This is a genomic window from Methylocystis sp. ATCC 49242 (assembly GCF_000188155.2).
Classification (GTDB): domain Bacteria; phylum Pseudomonadota; class Alphaproteobacteria; order Rhizobiales; family Beijerinckiaceae; genus Methylocystis.
Window position 1 is genome coordinate 356168 of sequence record NZ_KE124774.1, and the last position, 16411, is coordinate 372578.

The 16411-nt window shown below is 62.5% G+C and carries 13 protein-coding genes and 1 pseudogene; 5 read left to right on the top strand and 9 right to left on the bottom strand.

Annotated elements, in window-relative coordinates:
• Positions 1 to 8: 8 nt before the first annotated feature.
• Positions 9 to 2450: an ATP-dependent Clp protease ATP-binding subunit ClpA gene (gene clpA / locus MET49242_RS03590; protein ID WP_036280742.1), complete on the bottom strand. Its 2442-nt coding sequence runs from the start codon at positions 2448 to 2450 to the stop codon at positions 9 to 11.
• Positions 2451 to 2463: 13 nt separating this feature from the next.
• Positions 2464 to 2850 carry an ATP-dependent Clp protease adapter ClpS gene (gene clpS, locus MET49242_RS03595; RefSeq protein ID WP_051134446.1) on the bottom strand — a complete coding sequence of 129 codons (387 nt, stop codon included), beginning with the start codon at positions 2848 to 2850 and terminating at the stop codon, positions 2464 to 2466.
• 140 nt (positions 2851 to 2990) lie between these two features.
• Here clpS and MET49242_RS03600 point away from each other — a divergent pair, with 140 nt between their 5' ends.
• Both MET49242_RS03600 and MET49242_RS03605 read left to right on the top strand, forming a co-directional pair.
• Positions 2991 to 3455, top strand: coding sequence for a hypothetical protein (locus MET49242_RS03600; RefSeq protein WP_144259450.1), 465 nt, complete (start codon positions 2991 to 2993; stop codon positions 3453 to 3455).
• Positions 3456 to 3736: 281 nt separating this feature from the next.
• Entirely contained in the window at positions 3737 to 5227 is a 1491-nt protein-coding gene (locus MET49242_RS03605) for a DEAD/DEAH box helicase (RefSeq protein ID WP_036280748.1), read from the top strand.
• A gap of 34 nt (positions 5228 to 5261) precedes the next feature.
• On the opposite strand, the gene MET49242_RS03610 is transcribed toward MET49242_RS03605, so the two are convergent.
• The gene (locus MET49242_RS03610) at positions 5262 to 5696 is read right to left on the bottom strand and encodes an HIT family protein (protein WP_036280750.1); all 435 of its coding nucleotides are present in this window, start codon (positions 5694 to 5696) and stop codon (positions 5262 to 5264) included.
• Between the two features lie 102 nt (positions 5697 to 5798).
• Positions 5799 to 6637: pseudogene (locus tag MET49242_RS23905) on the bottom strand (IS5 family transposase).
• Between the two features lie 388 nt (positions 6638 to 7025).
• Between MET49242_RS23905 and MET49242_RS03625 the strand changes: the two are divergent.
• A complete protein-coding gene (locus MET49242_RS03625) occupies positions 7026 to 7850 on the top strand; it encodes a beta-1,6-N-acetylglucosaminyltransferase (protein ID WP_158497248.1) in 825 nt (274 codons plus the stop codon).
• 176 nt (positions 7851 to 8026) lie between these two features.
• Here the strand turns inward: MET49242_RS03625 and MET49242_RS03630 are convergent, their stop codons facing one another.
• The 4 genes from MET49242_RS03630 to rpmG form a co-directional block, all read right to left on the bottom strand.
• Positions 8027 to 8890, bottom strand: coding sequence for a prephenate dehydratase (locus tag MET49242_RS03630; protein ID WP_036280758.1), 864 nt, complete (start codon positions 8888 to 8890; stop codon positions 8027 to 8029).
• Positions 8887 to 9633: a 3-deoxy-manno-octulosonate cytidylyltransferase gene (locus MET49242_RS03635; RefSeq protein ID WP_036280760.1), complete on the bottom strand. Its 747-nt coding sequence runs from the start codon at positions 9631 to 9633 to the stop codon at positions 8887 to 8889. The genes MET49242_RS03630 and MET49242_RS03635 overlap by 4 nt, the downstream gene beginning before the upstream one ends.
• A 4-nt stretch (positions 9634 to 9637) precedes the next feature.
• Positions 9638 to 10042 carry a hypothetical protein gene (locus tag MET49242_RS03640; RefSeq protein WP_036280761.1) on the bottom strand — a complete coding sequence of 135 codons (405 nt, stop codon included), beginning with the start codon at positions 10040 to 10042 and terminating at the stop codon, positions 9638 to 9640.
• A 530-nt stretch (positions 10043 to 10572) separates the two neighbouring features.
• A complete protein-coding gene (gene rpmG / locus MET49242_RS03645; RefSeq protein ID WP_036286758.1) occupies positions 10573 to 10740 on the bottom strand; it encodes a 50S ribosomal protein L33 in 168 nt (55 codons plus the stop codon).
• A gap of 430 nt (positions 10741 to 11170) precedes the next feature.
• On the opposite strand from rpmG, the gene MET49242_RS03650 reads away from it, so the two are divergent.
• Positions 11171 to 12094 carry a hypothetical protein gene (locus MET49242_RS03650; protein ID WP_144259452.1) on the top strand — a complete coding sequence of 308 codons (924 nt, stop codon included), beginning with the start codon at positions 11171 to 11173 and terminating at the stop codon, positions 12092 to 12094.
• Here the strand turns inward: MET49242_RS03650 and rnr are convergent.
• Positions 12091 to 14385 carry a ribonuclease R gene (gene rnr / locus MET49242_RS03655; RefSeq protein WP_036286761.1) on the bottom strand — a complete coding sequence of 765 codons (2295 nt, stop codon included), beginning with the start codon at positions 14383 to 14385 and terminating at the stop codon, positions 12091 to 12093. The two genes, MET49242_RS03650 and rnr, sit on opposite strands and share 4 nt — an antisense overlap.
• Before the next feature lie 349 nt (positions 14386 to 14734).
• Here rnr and MET49242_RS03660 point away from each other — a divergent pair, with 349 nt between their 5' ends.
• Positions 14735 to 16378, top strand: a complete 1644-nt coding sequence (locus MET49242_RS03660) for a VWA domain-containing protein (protein ID WP_244430676.1) — start codon at positions 14735 to 14737, stop codon at positions 16376 to 16378.
• Positions 16379 to 16411: the final 33 nt, after the last annotated feature.

Sequence of the window (16411 nt, forward strand, 5' to 3'; positions counted from 1 at the left end):
CCGCGCGGTCAGTCCCGAACGGGCGCCGGCTGCGTATCGGAGGCCGACTCCGGATCCGCCGGCGGCTCCTTGGCGCTCGCCTCGGCGTCCTCTGCGCTCGCGCGCTTCTTGCCCGCCTCGATGATGTCGCGCTCGGGACGCGGCAGCACGGGACCCTCGGGGAAAACGAAGCCGAGTTTCTTCTCGCCCTTGTCGTCGCCGACCACGACGACGCGAACCGCGCCGCCGTTCTTGAGGCGTCCGAACAGCACTTCATCCGCGAGCGGCGTCTTGATGTGCTGGTGGATGACGCGCGACATGGGGCGGGCGCCCATCGCCTCGTCATAGCCATGCTCCACGAGCCAGCTGCGCGCCTCGTCGGTCAGTTCGATCGTGACGTTGCGGTCGGCGAGCTGCGCCTCGAGCTGCATCACGAATTTGTCGACGACGCGCTTGATGACGTCCACCGGCAGATGGCCGAAGGGCACGATCGCGTCGAGGCGGTTGCGGAACTCCGGCGCGAAGAGGCGGTTGATCGCCTCGCTGTCGTCGAGGTCAGCGCGTGTGCGGGTGAAGCCGATCGGCGTGCGGGCGAGATCCTGCGCTCCCGCATTCGTCGTCATGATGAGAATGACGTTGCGGAAGTCGATGGTCTTGCCGTTGTGGTCGGTCAGCTTCCCGTGATCCATCACCTGCAGCAGGATGTTGTAGAGATCGGGATGCGCCTTCTCGATTTCGTCGAGCAGCAGCACGCAATGCGGATGCTGGTCGATCGAATCGGTCAGCAGGCCGCCCTGATCGAAGCCGACATAGCCGGGAGGCGCGCCGATGAGACGGCTCACCGTGTGGCGCTCCATGTATTCCGACATATCGAAGCGAACGAGTTCGATGCCGAGCGAGGTCGCGAGCTGGCGGGCGGCCTCCGTCTTGCCGACGCCTGTGGGGCCGGAGAAGAGATAGCAGCCGATAGGCTTCTCCTGGTCGCGCAGGCCCGCGCGGGCAAGCTTGATCGCGGAGGTGAGGGCGCTGATCGCCTTGTCCTGGCCGTAGACGACGCGCCGCAGCGTTTCGTCGAGATGGGCGAGAACTTCGGCGTCGTCCTTGGAGACGGTCTTGGGCGGGACCCGCGCCATGGTGGCGATCGTCGCCTCGATCTCCTTCAGCCCGATCGTCTTCTTGCGCTTGTTTTCCGCGAGCAGCATCTGCGCCGCGCCGGTTTCGTCGATAACGTCGATCGCCTTGTCCGGCAGCTTGCGGTCATGGATGTAACGGGCCGACAGCTCCACCGCCGCCTTCAGCGCGTCATTGGTGTAGCGGATTTTGTGGAACTCTTCGAAATAGGGTTTGAGGCCCTTGATGATCTCGATCGCGTCCGGGATCGACGGCTCGTTGACGTCGATCTTCTGGAAGCGACGCACCAGCGCCCGATCCTTCTCGAAATATTGCCGGTATTCCTTGTAGGTAGTGGAGCCGATGCAGCGCAGGACGCCCTGCGCCAGCGCGGGTTTCAGCAGATTCGAGGCGTCCATCGCGCCGCCGGACGTCGCGCCGGCCCCGATGACGGTATGAATCTCGTCGATGAAGAGAATCGCATTCTTGTGATTCTCGATCTCCTTCACGACCTGCTTCAGCCGCTCCTCGAAATCGCCGCGATAACGCGTGCCGGCGAGCAGGGCGCCCATGTCGAGCGCGAAGACCGTGGCGCCCGAGAGCACGTCCGGCACTTCGCCCTGCACGATCTTTCGCGCAAGACCCTCGGCGATGGCGGTCTTGCCGACGCCGGGATCGCCGACGAGCAGGGGATTGTTCTTGTGGCGGCGGCACAGCACCTGGATCGTGCGAAGCACCTCGGGCTCGCGGCCGATGAGCGGGTCGATGCGGCCGTCGCGCGCCTTCTTGTTCAGATTGACGCAATAAGCCTCGAGCGCGCCCTCCTTCTTGCGGCTTTCGCCGTCGCGCCCCTCGCGCCCCTCCGCGCGGTCGCCTTCGTCCTCGACGCCGCGCGGGGTTCGGCTCGCGTCGGAAAGGCCGGGACGCTTGGCGATGCCATGGCTGATATAGTTCACGGCGTCGTAGCGCGTCATGTCCTGTTCTTGCAGGAAATAGACGGCGTGGCTCTCGCGCTCGGCGAAGAGGGCCACCAGCACATTGGCGCCGCTCACATCCTCGCGGCCGGAGGACTGGACGCTGATGATGGCGCGCTGCACGACGCGCTGAAAGCCGGCGGTCGGCTTGCACTCGTCGGCGTCCTCATTGACGAGGTTGTCGAGCTCGCGGTCGATGTAGTCGCGAAGATTCTTGCCCAGAAGATCGAGATCGACGGAGCAGGCGCGCAACACCGCCGAAGCGTCGGCGTCCTCGATGAGGCTGAGCAGCAGATGCTCGAGCGTCGCATATTCGTGGTGTCGCTCCCGCGCGGAGGCGAGAGCGCGATCGAGAGTCTGCTTCAGGTTCCGCGAGAAAGCCGGCATGCGTTCCGAGCCCCTATTTCTTTTCCATGATGCATTGCAAGGGATGCTGGTGCTTCCTCGCGAAATCCATCACCTGGGTGACCTTTGTTTCTGCGACTTCATAAGTGTAGACGCCGCATTCACCGACGCCGTGATTGTGGACGTGCAGCATGATGCGGGTCGCTTCTTCGACCGACTTGTTGAAGTATTTGCGCAGCACGATGACCACGAACTCCTGCGTCGTGTAGTCGTCGTTGAGCAGCAGCACCCGATACATGTTCGGGCGGCGAGTTTGCTGGCGCGCCTGGGTGATCAGCGCCGTTCCGGCCCCGTCGCCGGATTTGCGCGGCTCCCTCGCCGCGCGGATCGGCTCCGCCCCCGAGCCGTCAAACGTCTGCCTGGGTTTGATGGATATCAACACCGCCACTTTCGTCGTTCCCTTTCGGTCCTTTCCATTTAGGTCGCTGCAAAAGACAATTTTAGGGTCGCATGGCGCAAATTCCTCACCCGGCCTGCCGCGCGCCTCCGCGATTCCGGGGAGCCGCCTGGAGCACGTAGGCAGTGTTCTGCTTCGGGCTCGCCTTGGCAAGAGGCAATAATTTTCACTGTAAGCAAAAACCCGGCCGTGAACCAGAAATTAACCATGAATTGTTACTCCATGCGATCGTAACGCGACGAGCGATCTCGATGGCAGATTTCGACAATAATCCGATTAATCCCCGCGCCGGAAAGCCCCTCGGCGCGGCGGTCTGGAGCCTCGCGGCGGTGTCCGTGGCCGCCTTCCTGTGCAGCGTGCTGACCGCCAAGATGCTCGCCCGCATGGTGGATCAGAGCGATGCGCCGGTCGCAGTTTTCACCCATGATGAGCAGTCGATGCGCGAACTCGCCGCAGCGGCGCCGAGCTCCCAGCCGCCGCAGAAGGTCACGATCTTCCGCAGCGTCGGCGTCGACGGCATGACCACCGCGACGATTCCCGGCGCCCAAAAGGCTACGCTTCAGCCTTGCGGAGATCAGAAACAGCGCTGACCCGTCCAGTTCGCCGGCCGCCGGGGGCGCCGGCGGCGTCTTTTATGCGCAGAGTCGACGTTCCGTCGGCCGTGTCGTCGTAATTTCATTGACAATCTGCAAATTGTTCTCCATGCATTGCGGCGTGGACATCGCCCGCGCTTCTTTGCGGCGGACCGTCGGCGAGCCAGTCCGTCGTCGCAGCGACGGAGGCGCCACCTCTCTTTCATACTCTCGCGCGCTTTTCTTACGGCTGGCGCGCAGCGGCCTCCCGCTTCCGAAAGCCGTAACCAGGATAATTGATGACATTCGACGAACTGGGCCTTTCACAAAAGGTTCTCGCGGCCGTGCAGGCCTCAGGCTACACGACCCCGACGCCCATCCAGGCCCAAGCCATTCCGCCGGCGCTTCAGGGCCGGGACATCCTCGGCATCGCCCAGACAGGCACCGGCAAGACCGCCGCCTTCACCCTGCCGATGCTCAGCCGGCTCGAACAGGGCCGCGCCCGCGCCCGCGTTCCCCGCACCCTCATCCTCGAGCCGACGCGCGAACTCGCGGCGCAGGTCGAGGAAAGCTTCGCCAAATACGGCGCGAATCACAAACTCAACGTCGCGCTGCTGATCGGCGGCGTCTCTTTCGGCGATCAGGAAGCCAAGATCATGCGCGGCGCCGACGTGCTGATCGCGACGCCGGGCCGTTTGCTCGACTTCTTCGATCGCGGCAAGCTCCTGCTGACGGGCATCGAAATCCTCGTCATCGACGAGGCCGACCGTATGCTCGACATGGGCTTCATCCCGGACATCGAGCGCGTCTGCAAGCTGGTGCCCTTCACCCGCCAGACGCTGTTCTTCTCGGCGACGATGCCGCCGGAAATCACCCGCCTCACCGAAGCCTTCCTGCATAATCCGATCCGGATCGAAGTCGCTCGCGCCTCGACCACGGCCTCGACGATTCGCCAGGCGCTGGTCGCCTCCCGCGGCCACGCCGACAAGCGGGAGACGCTGCGCAACCTCATTCGCGGCGCCGAGAATCTCAAGAACGCGATCGTCTTCTGCAACCGCAAGCGGGACGTGGCGATACTGCACCGTTCGCTGGTCAAGCACGGCTTCCCCGCCGGCGCCTTGCATGGCGACATGGACCAGCTGGCCCGAATGGCGTCGCTCGACGCGTTCAAGAACGGCGATGTTGCGATCCTCGTCTGCTCGGACGTGGCCGCGCGCGGCCTCGATATTCCGGACGTTAGCCACGTCTTCAACTTCGACGTGCCGACGCATAGCGAGGATTACGTCCACCGTATCGGCCGCACCGGCCGGGCCGGCCGCTCGGGCGTGGCGATGACCATCGTCACCGAGGACGACACCAAATATATCGACCAGATTCAGAGCCTTATCGGCAAGGCGATCGAGTGGGAAGGGCCGGGCTTCGACGCTTTGCCGCCACCCATGGAGACGAGCCGGCCGGGCGAGCGTCATGGCGAGCGCGGCGGACGCCGGGAGCGCGGTGGACGCGGCGAGAGGGGTTCGCGCCGACAGGCGCCGGCAACGGAGCGCGAGGCGCCGCCCAGCATCGGCCGGACGCCCCGGGCAGTCCGTCAGCATACCGATAATGGGCCGGTCCGCGCGCCGCGCCCGTCGGCTCAGCCCGTGGCGCTGTCATCCGGCGACCGCCGCGACCGTCGCCCGCGCCGCTATCATGAGGATGACGGTCCGCCCGTGATCGGGCTCGGCGACCATGTTCCTTCCTTCCTGCTGCGTCCGGTGACGCTGCGGCCGGCGAAGGTTGGCGAGGAATAAGAGAGGACTGCGAGCCTGAAGGTTCGCGATCCGATTATCCCGCGAAAGGCGTCATCGCCGCCCGGATCTTTTCGGCCTGGGCGGCGAGCCTGTCATTGTCGCCCATATTGCCCGGCGGACGCAGGGCCACGCCTTCCCAGCGCGGCAGGATGTGGAAATGCAGGTGGTAGATCACCTGTCCACCAGCGCTGTCATTGAACTGATGCAGCGTCAGCCCCTCGGCGCCGAGGGCCGTCTTCACGACCTGCGCCACATGCTGGACGCGCTTGATGAGTTCGCCGAGCGTCTCTGGCCGAACGTCCAGCAGGCCGCGTGCGCCCTCCTTCGGGATCACCAGCACATGGCCCTCCGCGCGCGGCATGATGTCCATGAAGGCTAGCGCCACGTCATCTTCATAGACCTTGTGCGCGGGGATCTCGCCGCGCAGGATCTTGCCGAAAATATTGTTGGGATCGTAAGTGGCGGACATTCTGACACCTCGGATAAGAGCGGCGGCTGCGGCGACGTGTTTTAGCAGAAGCTTTAAACTATTGAACTGGCCTTTCGACCAATAAGAGTCTGTCCGTGAACTTCATTCTTGATTACAGAGCCTTCTGAGCATCAGGCGGATGGAAGCGAGGTGCAGAAACGCGAGCGCCTTGCAATTGAGGTTTTCGAAGTCCTTTGCCAGCCTTCGGCAGCGACCAAGCCATGAAAAGGTTCTTTCGACGACCCAGCGTCGGGGCAAAACCTCGAAACCTTTGGCGGCATCCGAGCGCTTGACGATCTCGGTGACGACGAAGGGCAAGGCCTTCTTCTGCGCGTCCCTGAATTGCGGGCCCTGATAGCCGCCATCCGCGAACAGTTTTTGCAGAAACGGGAATTTTCCCAACATCGTGCGCAGGACGAGAACGCCGCCGTCGCGATCCTGGATGCCGGCAGGATGAACGAGCGCGTGAAGCAGCAGCCCTATCGTATCGACGAGAATATGCCGCTTCTTGCCCTTGATCTTCTTTCCTGCATCGTAGCCATGCGGATCGATGCGACGCCCCCTTTTTCTGCGCCTTTCACGCTCTGGCTGTCGATAACGGCGGCGGTCGGGCTGGCCTCGCGCCCCGCCGCTTCGCGGCATTTCACGTAGAGAGCGCGGTGGATGCGATCGAGCGTCCCGTCATATGTCCAAAGATCGAAATAGCCGTAAACCGTGCTCTTGGGCGGCAAATCCTTCGGGATCGCGCGCCACTGACAGCCGGTCGAGAGCACATACATCAAGCCGTTCACAACCGCGCGCATCTCGACCGTGCGTTTCCCTCCACCCCGCTTCGCAGGTGGGATCAGCGGTTCGACGAGCGTCCATTCCGAGTCGGTCACGTCGCTCGGGTAGCGCAATTTGCTGCGATCGTATCGCGCACGATTTTCATTCGTCCACATCGGCGGCCCCTTCGAGAATCAGGCCGCATCATTGAATCATAACCGATTCATCCGATTCAACTTGTCCTCGGACCGACACTAAGATTTTTCAATCGGTCGAAGCGCCGAAACAGTCCCTTGGCGCCCAGCGCGCCAGGCGGGGCCGGAAGGGCGCGACCGGCGCCCGCATGGCCGTAATGGCCGATGAGGTGGCGTCAGCGCCGAGGTCGATTAGCGTCGGCTCTGTGAGCGCCTGTTCATCTCGGGCCGCTAACGGGGGTCAACTGTTGATGGCGGCACTCCATATGTGCAATTGTGGGTAGAACTCCCGGCTCTCGTTACGAATTGGCGCTATACGAAGCTGATGGATTTGCGCAGAGGCGCATCATGCAGATTTTGTGAGCCGGCAATGACAGGTCAGATTGGTTTCGTCTTACTTACCCACCGAAATCCATTACAAATTTTACGGCTCATCAAGTCATTGAATCGAATGTTTGATAATCCGAAAATCGCATGCCATCACGACTTTTCCCAGTGCAGTTTTTCTATCGATTTGATACCTGAAAACGTCTTGTTTGTTCGTCCCCATTTCAATACGACGTGGGGACATTTTTCTCTTGTTGACGCTATGCTTGCCGCCCTTCGGTTGCTCTATAGCGATAATGATCAGCCTGACCGGTTTGTCTTGTTGAGCGGTCAATGTTACCCGATAAAAAATGCAGATACGATTATCAGCGCCCTGAAACAGGGGAATTTCGACGCCCAGATCGGGTATTATCCCATCGTTGAAAACAAATTGGAAAGCACCTGGCAAGAAAAGTGCTTTCTCCGCTATTGCGCGCAGAGCCCGTTCTACCCATTCAGCGACTCATTCGAATGCTTTGCCGGCGAACATTGGTTTTCCGGAAACCATGTCGCTGCGAACGCCTTGTTACGATTTCATAGCGCTTCTCCCGCGCTGGCGGAACATTATCGCTTTCTAGGGCGCGATCGCGCAATCACCCCTGCGGAGTCGTATTATCAAACAATATTATGTAATGATCCAAAACTGAAAATTCTCAATGACGACTTGCGCTACATAGATTGGCCGGAGGGAAGTTGGCATCCCAAGACGTTGACGCTCGATGACAGTGAAGAGCTATTCTCTTCCCATGCTCTTTTTGCTCGAAAATTCGAACTGGATGAGAGCCGTCCCCTTCTTGATGAAATTGATAATCGGTTATTTAACGGATAATTTTAGTTCTCGTAGATTTTACTTTTACGTCCCAATGTCTATCGACGGCGGGTGCAAGCCGTGAATCATGACGAAACTTAATCCCTCTCCAGCAAATGCATCACAAGGGCGTTTTGAGCGGAAGCAGTGATTTCGGTTACGCCTGATGATGATTGAATGACTGTCGAAACTCGCGTTCAATCCCCGAACTCGAAGGCGCGAATATTCGTCACCCGGAATTCCGCCGCCGGATAGACGCCGAGAATTTCGACCTCCTTGGAGAAAAACTGCAATTCCTCCAGCGCCCGCGCCAGGTTCGGCTGTTCGGGGTGCCCGTCGACGTCGGCGAGAAAGCGCGTCGCGGCGAATTCGCCGTCGACCATGTAGCTTTCGAGTTTCGTCATGTTCACGCCATTTGTCGCAAAGCCGCCGAGCGCCTTGTAGAGCGCGGCGGGGACGTTGCGCACGCGGAAGATGAAAGTCGTCATCGTCGGGCCGGCGTTGGGCGCGGCCCAATGGCGGGTCTTCGAGAGCACGACGAAACGAGTGGTGTTATGCGCCTCGTCCTCGACATTCTCGGCGAGAATGTCGAGCCCGTAGATGTCGGCGGCGAGGCGCGGCGCCAGCGCAGCCTTCGTTATGTCCTTCCATTCCGAAACCTCGCGCGCCGCGCCGGCGGTGTCGCCCGCCGTATGCGCTTCCAGCCCCAGATCGCGGATCACGCGCCGGCACTGCCCCAGCGCATGCACATGGCTGTAGACGCTTTTCAGCCCCTCGCGCGTCGCGCGCTTCGGGGCCATCAGGTGAAAATGGATCGGAAGGAAATATTCGCCGACGATATGCAGGCCGGAATGCGGCAGGAAATGATGGATGTCGGCCACGCGGCCCGCGATCGAGTTCTCGATCGGGATCATCGCCAGCACGGCGCGCCCTTCCGTAACCGCGGCGAAGGCGTCCTCGAAGCTGGTGCAGGGCAAGGGCGTCAGATGCGGATAGGCGTCACGGCAGGCGATGTCCGAGTTCGCGCCGGGCTCCCCCTGATAGGCGATGTATTTTGTCACTGCTTTTCCTGCTCGCGCGCCGCGGCGCGCAGCGCCGCAAGGTCGCGCTCGGTATCCACCGACGGGGCGGCTTTGTCCAGCACGGCCGCGTCTATGCGCATACCGGCCTCCAGCGCCCGAAGTTGCTCGAGACGCTCCCGAAGCTCCAGCGCCGAGGGCGGCAGCGCGACGTAGCGCTCGAAGCTCGCGCGACGAAAGGCGTAGACGCCGACGTGCTTGTAGAGCGGCCCGTCACCGTGGGGCGCCCGGGCGCGGGTGAAATAGAGCGCGCGCATCCGGTTCGGGCCGATCTGCGTTCCAACCAGTTTCACCGCATTGGGGTCGTCGGCCTCCTCCGGCGCAGCTTGGGTCGCGAGCGTGCCGATGTCCGCCGCTAGGTCGTCGAGCAGGCCGAGCGCCGCCGCGAGGGCGCCGTCGGGCAGGAAAGGATTGTCGCCCTGCAGATTGACGATGGCGTCGTGGCGCCGGTCGGGATCGAGCGCCGCCACCGCCTCGCCGATGCGATCGCTCCCGCAGGCGTGGGCGCCGCTCGTCATCGCGACAGTCCCGCCGCCGGCGCGGATGACTTCGGCGATTTCGACCGAATCGGTCGCCACCGCGACGGGGGCGAGCCCCGCCGCGCAGGCGCGCTCCCATACGCGCGCAATCATTGGCCGCCCGCCGATGTCGGCGAGCGCCTTGCCGGGAAGCCGGGTCGAGCCCAGCCGCGCAGGGATGACGATGAGCGGCGCGCGCGGCGCCATTGCGTCAGTAGGCGTTGTTGTCCTCGGCCAGCCAGCCTTTTTCGGTCTTGACGAAATGCAGCGTGCCTTCGCTCGTGTGCACTTCGCTCTTGGCGAAGGTCCGGTCTTCATCGATGCCGAGGAAGGCGCATTTGCCGCGCTCGCGCTCGTCGCGGCACTTTGCCTCGAAGCCCTCGGGGAACTGGACTTCCGCCTCGTACATCAGCTCCAGCGCGTCGACGTTGTCGCGCTTCACCTCGCGGGCGTTGACCTTCTTGAAGGAGACGATCTTCGCGTCCACCCCGTTCTTTTCGAGAATATTGCGCAGGACTTTGGCGCCCGTGGCGTCGCCAGGCATGTGATCGCCGCAGCCGGCGAGTGCGAGGGCGCCCGCGAGCGCAAGGAAGAGACGCGCATTGAGACTGATCATTATTTCCTCCGAGAGATACGCCGGCGACGTGACTCGTTTTTGCTTTTTGCACAGCAGGCGCGCTGCCCGCGCACAGTGTCTAGCTGAAAACGCGCCCTCTCGTCGCGACGATTTACCGTTGCAGTCGGCTTCTGTGAAAATTCATATCAGATAGTTGCAATTTTGTGCAGCGGGAGTAATTTTGAGCCCGCCAAATGAGATGCGTGTCTGGCGACGTCCAGGGGCCGGGCAAGAAGACCCCAGGCGACCGTAAGCGTTCGATGCGTATCGGCACAACTTCGAATACCCTGCGGAGTGCTCAGGTCCGCCGCATCTCCTGGGTCCGTGGGGTTGGCCGGCTGGCGGTGGTTGGAGTGGCCTCCTTGAAGCCATCGTCAGTCGGCCGCCTTCGTCCCTGACGACGAAGGCAAAAAGAGCGGTTTACGCCTGAATGTATGGGAAGCTGGTGAGCCGGGCGCTGCGCCTCGCTGCTCGCGCGCATCCAAATGCGCGGCGCCGCCGGCCGGAGCCGGCGTCGCGAATTCGCGATCTTACTTGATCTTGGTTTCCTTGAACTCGACGTGCTTGCGCGCGACGGGATCATATTTCTTGAACACGAGCTTCTCGGTCTTGGTGCGCGCGTTCTTCTTGGTGACGTAGAAATAGCCCGTATCCGCCGTGGACAGGAGCTTGATCTTGATCATGGCGGACTTGGCCATCGCTGTCTTTCCAGTCTGTTTTAAGAATAGAAAAACGCCCCCGCCGCGTTGGGAAGCGGCGGGCGACGAGATTGCGAGCACCATACGTGCGGCGCGCGTGATGTCAAGACTTGGAGTTCACGCGCCGGCGCGGGGCGCCATCAAAAGCTATTTTTTCTCAGCGCCATGTAAGAAGCAACAAATTGAAACATTAATTCCTCACTCGGCTTCATTAAGAGCAAATATCAGCCATAATTGATTTCTTAATTATAAATCAAGCCAATGGATTGAAGCAGTAACCTCGCGCTCGGCGGTTCCTGTTGGGGGCGTGGCGTCTTCGGAGTGGTCAATTTCCGAAGAGATAATATTCGCCAATGCATGGAGCGCAATGCGTCAGGATGAAAATGGTGAAACCCTGATCTGTTTTGCGTAGGCATCCGGAGTCAGCAGTATGAGCGTAATCATTGAGAAACGACGCCTTATGGCGCGATTGGAGGAGCTCGAGAGGCGCGTTATTGCTGAAAAACAGCGGCTCGGCGCGGAATTGAACGAGCTTGAAACGGGTTTGTATGGGCCGCGCGCCGGTTCCGAATCGAGAAGACCTTCAAGTGCCGCGGGACGCCTCGGCGCGTTCCCGCGGTTCGCTATCCTCGCGGCGGCTGCTGTCGTCGCCGGCGCCGCGCTCGCGGGGAATGCGATCCTTCGCGGCCAGAACCCCGAGCGCTTCGACGTTGCGGCGCAGGCCGAGTTGACAAAGCCCGCAGACAGCAAGGCCGGCGAAAAGAAAACCGCCGCGTTAACCGTTGCGCCGCCCGGTCCGTCACACGGCACTGCGCCGCTCGCGAGTGGCGACTCCTCGACGCAGCCCATGCCCGCGGCGCTGGAGCCGTTGCCGCCCCCGGCCGCCGCAGCCGCTCGGGCGCCCCAATCGACGACGGACCCGGCGCCGGCCACGAAACGCGCAAATGAAGACGGTGATCTCAACCATGTTTCGGCGCGTGGCGAGATCGCGCAAACGAAGGAACCAACCTTTGATGTGGCGCCCCCCGTCGATCTGAAAGCCGAGACGGAGCCCGTTCAGCCCACCATCGAAGCTGAAAAGGATCCGGAGACGGCGGCGCGGAAAAGCGTTGCAAACTGCTTCGTGAAGGTCGGCGGGCGCGTGCTCTTCGAGCGGAAATGCGCGGTGCTGCGGACCGAGGAGACAAAGGTGAACTTCGAGCTGGAAAAGCCGGTCTCTCTCACGCTCGATCATGGGAAAACCTGGACGGCGACGCTGGACGGCCGCGCGCTGGGCAGGGTGTTCCACCGCGGGCAATGCTGGGGCGGCAAGCAGGTCTATATCTGCGCCTTCGGCCTCGCGGCCCGCAGTTAGCGCCTGCGCGCCTTTCCTTTCGCAGGCTTGCGCGCGCCGCGATCGTCGCCGCGCCGGGGGAGGCGGTCTGTTCGCTTCACCCCGCCGCTCACGACCTCGAATCTCAGCGCCCCGGCGATCGGCGCGGCCTCCAGCAGGCGCACTTCTATAATGTCCGCAAGGCGATAGCTGACGCCCGAGCGTGACGTCAGCGCATGGGCGGCCTCGTCATAGGAGTAATATTCCCGCCCCAGGGTCGCCGCAGGAACGAAACCATCCGCTCCCGTCTCGGTCAGCCGCACGAACAGCCCGGACTTTGTGACGCCGGAAATTCGCGCCTCGAATCGGGTTCCGATCTGGTCGGCGAGGTGGTGGGCGATGAGCCGGTCGACGGTCTCGCGCTCGGCCGCCATGGCGCGGCGCTCAGCGGCGGAGATTCGCGCGGCGATTTCAGCGAGTTCGCCGGCGCCCATCTCGGGCAGGGCGCCTTCGCCGAGTTTAAGCGCGCGAATCAGCGCCCGATGCACGATGAGATCGGCGTAGCGGCGGATCGGCGAGGTGAAGTGCGCATAGCGGCGCAGGTTCAGGCCGAAATGCCCGTAATTCTCGTGCGTATATTCCGCCTGGGCCTGCGTGCGCAGGATGATCTCGTTGACGATGTTTTCGTGCTCCAGCCCCTTCACGCGTTCGAGAATCACGTTGAAATGCGCGGGCTTTAACACCTGTCCCTTGGCGAGCTTCACGCCGATCGTGCCGAGGAACTCCGAAAGGGCGGTGACCTTTTCCTTCGAGGGCTCGTCATGCGCGCGATAGATGAGCTGCTGGCGGTTCTCCTCCAGCGTCTCGGCCGCCGCGACATTGGCGAGGATCATGAATTCCTCGATCAGCCGATGCGCCTCGAGCCGGGGCGGAAGCACCACGCGGTCGAATGAGCCGTCTTTCTTGAGCAGGATCTTGCGCTCGGGAAGGTCGAGGTCCAGCGGCGCCCGCAGATTGCGCGCGTGCTGCAGCGCCTCATGCGCCGCATAGAGCGGACGCAGAACATTCTCCAGCAGCGCCTTCGTTGTTTCGTCCGGCCGGCCGTCGATCGCATCCTGCGCCTGCTGATAGGCAAGTTTGGCGTGCGAGCGCATCATCACGCGATGGAAGCTGTGGCCGATCTTCCGGCCCTTGCTCGTGACGCGCATGCGCACGGCGAGTGCGGGGCGATCCTCGTTCGCGCGCAGCGAGCAGAGGTCGTTGGAGATTCTCTCGGGCAGCATGGGCACGACGCGGTCGGGGAAGTAGACCGAGTTGCCGCGGTCCAGTGCGTCGCGGTCGAGCGGCGAGCGAGGTTTCACATAATGCGCGACGTCGGCGATGGCGACGGTGAGGACGAAGCCGCCCTCATTGTCGGGCGACGGGTCGGGGGCCGCATGGACGGCGTCGTCGTGATCCTTGGCGTCGGGCGGGTCGATGGTTACGAGCGGCAGGTCGCGCCAGTCCTCGCGGCCGTGGAGCGTCGCGGGTTTGGCCCGCTCCGATTCCTCGATCGCCTCGGCGCGGAAAACGTCGGGGATGTCGTGGGCGCGCAGGGCGATGAGGCTCACGGCCTTCTCGCCGGTCACGGACCCCAGCGTTTCGCGCACGCGGGCGCGGGGGGCGCCGAAGCGTGTCTTGCCGACGAGATCGACATTGACGAGATCGCCGTCTTTGCCGTCGCCGATGTCGGCCGCTGCGACCATCAGTTCGCGGCCGGCCTGCTTCTTGTCGATCGGCACGATGCGGCCGGCGCCATTGGGCTCGATCCGCAGCACGCCGAGCACACGATGGCGCGCCCGCGACAGAAGTTTTACGACCCGGCCGACATAGGGCGGCTCGCCGGGCTCGGCGTCGCGGTCCGGCTCGGCGCGCACCAGCGCCCGGTCGCCGACGCCGGCCACGGGTTCGCCTGAAAGCTTCTTGCCGAATTTGGCGCCGCGACCCGAGCGAATGAGGATGCGCGGCGCCGGTCCCAGCTCGTCTTCGTTCCATTCGACGGGAACGGCGATCAGCTCGCCATCCCGGTCGCGTTCGAGAATATCGACGAGCGCGACCGGCGGCAGCGCGCCCTTGCGGTTCACGCGGCGCCCGCGCTTCTCGACCACGCCTTCGTCAGCGAGTTCGGAGCGACGGCGCTTGAGCGCGACCCTGTTTTCACCCTTGAGCCCGAAGGCGCGGGCTATTTCGCGCACCCCGATTTTGCCGGATACGCCCGCTTCCCGTTCTCGGGCGAGAAAAGCGAGGATGTCGTCGCGGGAGGGAATTTCCGGCTGAATTTTCTTTATCGTCAAGACTTTGCTCAGATGGGCGCCGCCGCAAACGCTGTGGCGGACCAGCTCCTTATATTGTGTGCGCCCTTTCAAAACCAACGGCTGTTTCCGCCGCGGCCCCGCAAGCCAGAGATATGTCAACTTATTGCTAAGGTTTACAGTCGTTCATTGTTTACAGACGAGTTCAAGGCAGGATCGGTCAACGAGTGGTCCGTAAAGCTTGTTGTCAATCGATATCGCTCGCACCGGAGCGGCGGGCATTCGGGATTTCGAGGAGGCGGCGTTCGCGCCGTAGGTCGTTATGGGTGGCAAGATGCGTCGGAAACTCCGCAGCGCCGAATTTGTTTCGGATGAAGGCGGCAATGCAATCATGATTTTCGGGCTTAGCCTGATGCCCGTCATGCTCATGCTTGGCGCGACGGCGGATTACACCCGCTTCACGACAACCCGCGCAGCGCTGCAGCAGGCGGCGGACTCCGCGGTGCTCACGGTCGCCTCGAAGATGACGGAATCGACGACCAACGCGCAGGCCAAGGACCAGGCCCAGGTCGTGCTCAACGCCCAACCCCGGATGACGACCGCCATTGTCACCGGAGCGACGGTTTCGGAAGACAAGCGGACGGTCTGCGCCACCGCGAAGGTCACCATCCAGAACTCCTTCATGCAGATGGCGCAACTCGCCACGCTGACGCCGACAGTGAAATCCTGCGCCAATCTCGCGGGCGGGGCCGATCCGGGAACGACCTATGAAATCGCCCTGGTGCTGGACAATTCGGGGTCCATGAATTCCTCGAGCGACGGCCAGTCCAAGATCAGCATTCTGAAGTCCGCGGCGAACAGCTTCGTCGACACGATGTTCTCTAAGTCGAACAATGTAAAATTCTCCGTCGTGCCGTTCTCGTCGGGCGTCGCGGCGGTCGATCCTTCCGAGCCGTCCAGCCGTAACGCAGCCTGGGTCGACAAGAATGGCGCCAACAGCCAGCACTGGATCGCGTTTGGCGGAAAGACGGCGGCCAACGCCGCAGGCTTCACAAGCCGCTTCGACATTTTCGACAAGCTCAAGGCGAGGAATTCGGCGCTGGATTGGCGTGGCTGCTTCGAGCCGCAGGTCTATCCGCTGAACGTCAATGATACAACGCCCAATCCGAGCGACGCGGAAACGCTGTTCGTGCCCTTCCTGGCGCCGGACGAGCCGGACAATTCGGGCTGGGGCGGCAATCCCTACTGGAACAACTATTTCGGTGACAATCCTTCTGCCTGTTCCAGCAGCGCGTCGGGCGCGTGGGCGCGGTTGAGCCGCGCCTGCAAATACAATGCGACGGGTTCGCTTGGCGGCAGTTTCGGCCCATCGGATTTCAAGGGATCGAGCAGCTTCTGTCCCGATCCCGGCACGCAGCGAATCCTGCAGCTCACGCAAAAGAAGTCCGACGTCCAAAACAAGATCAATCAACTCGTCGCCAATGGCGCGACCAATCTGCATGAAGGCTTCATGTGGGGCTGGCGAACGCTCTCGCCGAACGCGCCGTTCTCTGGCGGCCGCGCCTATCAGGCGCCGAAGAACCGCAAGATCATGGTGTTCATGACGGACGGCTTCAACAGCTGGAACTCCCGCGTGAACACCGCCACCGGCTCGACCTACGACACGCTGGGCTATTACAGCTACAACGGCGCGGAGAACGAGCGTTTCCCCGACGGTTCGCAGGGCAATGGCGTGAACTATCGCAGCCTGCTCGCCGCCGCGGCGAACAATAGTTCGAGCTACCAGACGATCTCGCGCGCGATGCAGGACGAATTGACCCGGCAGGCCTGCACGAACGCCAAGACTGCGGGGATCGAGGTCTTCACGATCGGCTTTTCGGTGTCGGGCGATCCGATCGACGCGCAAGGTCTGGCGCTGATGAAGGAATGCGCGACGAACGAGGACCACTATTTCAAGGCGGAGGACGCCTCGCAGCTCAACGCGGCCTTCTCGCAGATCGGCATCGGCCTCGGAAAGCTGCGCTTGTCCCTCTGAGGCATTGGGAACGACGGCGCTTCGCCCCGGCCG

Bases quoted from the DNA above. Each gene is read 5' to 3' on its own strand.
- clpA (WP_036280742.1), bottom strand. From the start codon at position 2,450: ATGCCGGCTTTCTCGCGGAACCTGAAGCAGACTCTCGATCGCGCTCTC.
- MET49242_RS03605 (WP_036280748.1), top strand. From the start codon at position 3,737: ATGACATTCGACGAACTGGGCCTTTCACAAAAGGTTCTCGCGGCCGTG.
- MET49242_RS03610 (WP_036280750.1), bottom strand. From the start codon at position 5,696: ATGTCCGCCACTTACGATCCCAACAATATTTTCGGCAAGATCCTGCGC.
- MET49242_RS03625 (WP_158497248.1), top strand. From the start codon at position 7,026: ATGACAGGTCAGATTGGTTTCGTCTTACTTACCCACCGAAATCCATTA.
- MET49242_RS03635 (WP_036280760.1), bottom strand. From the start codon at position 9,633: ATGGCGCCGCGCGCGCCGCTCATCGTCATCCCTGCGCGGCTGGGCTCG.
- MET49242_RS03640 (WP_036280761.1), bottom strand. From the start codon at position 10,042: ATGATCAGTCTCAATGCGCGTCTCTTCCTTGCGCTCGCGGGCGCCCTC.
- rpmG (WP_036286758.1), bottom strand. From the start codon at position 10,740: ATGGCCAAGTCCGCCATGATCAAGATCAAGCTCCTGTCCACGGCGGAT.
- MET49242_RS03650 (WP_144259452.1), top strand. From the start codon at position 11,171: ATGAGCGTAATCATTGAGAAACGACGCCTTATGGCGCGATTGGAGGAG.
- MET49242_RS03660 (WP_244430676.1), top strand. From the start codon at position 14,735: ATGATTTTCGGGCTTAGCCTGATGCCCGTCATGCTCATGCTTGGCGCG.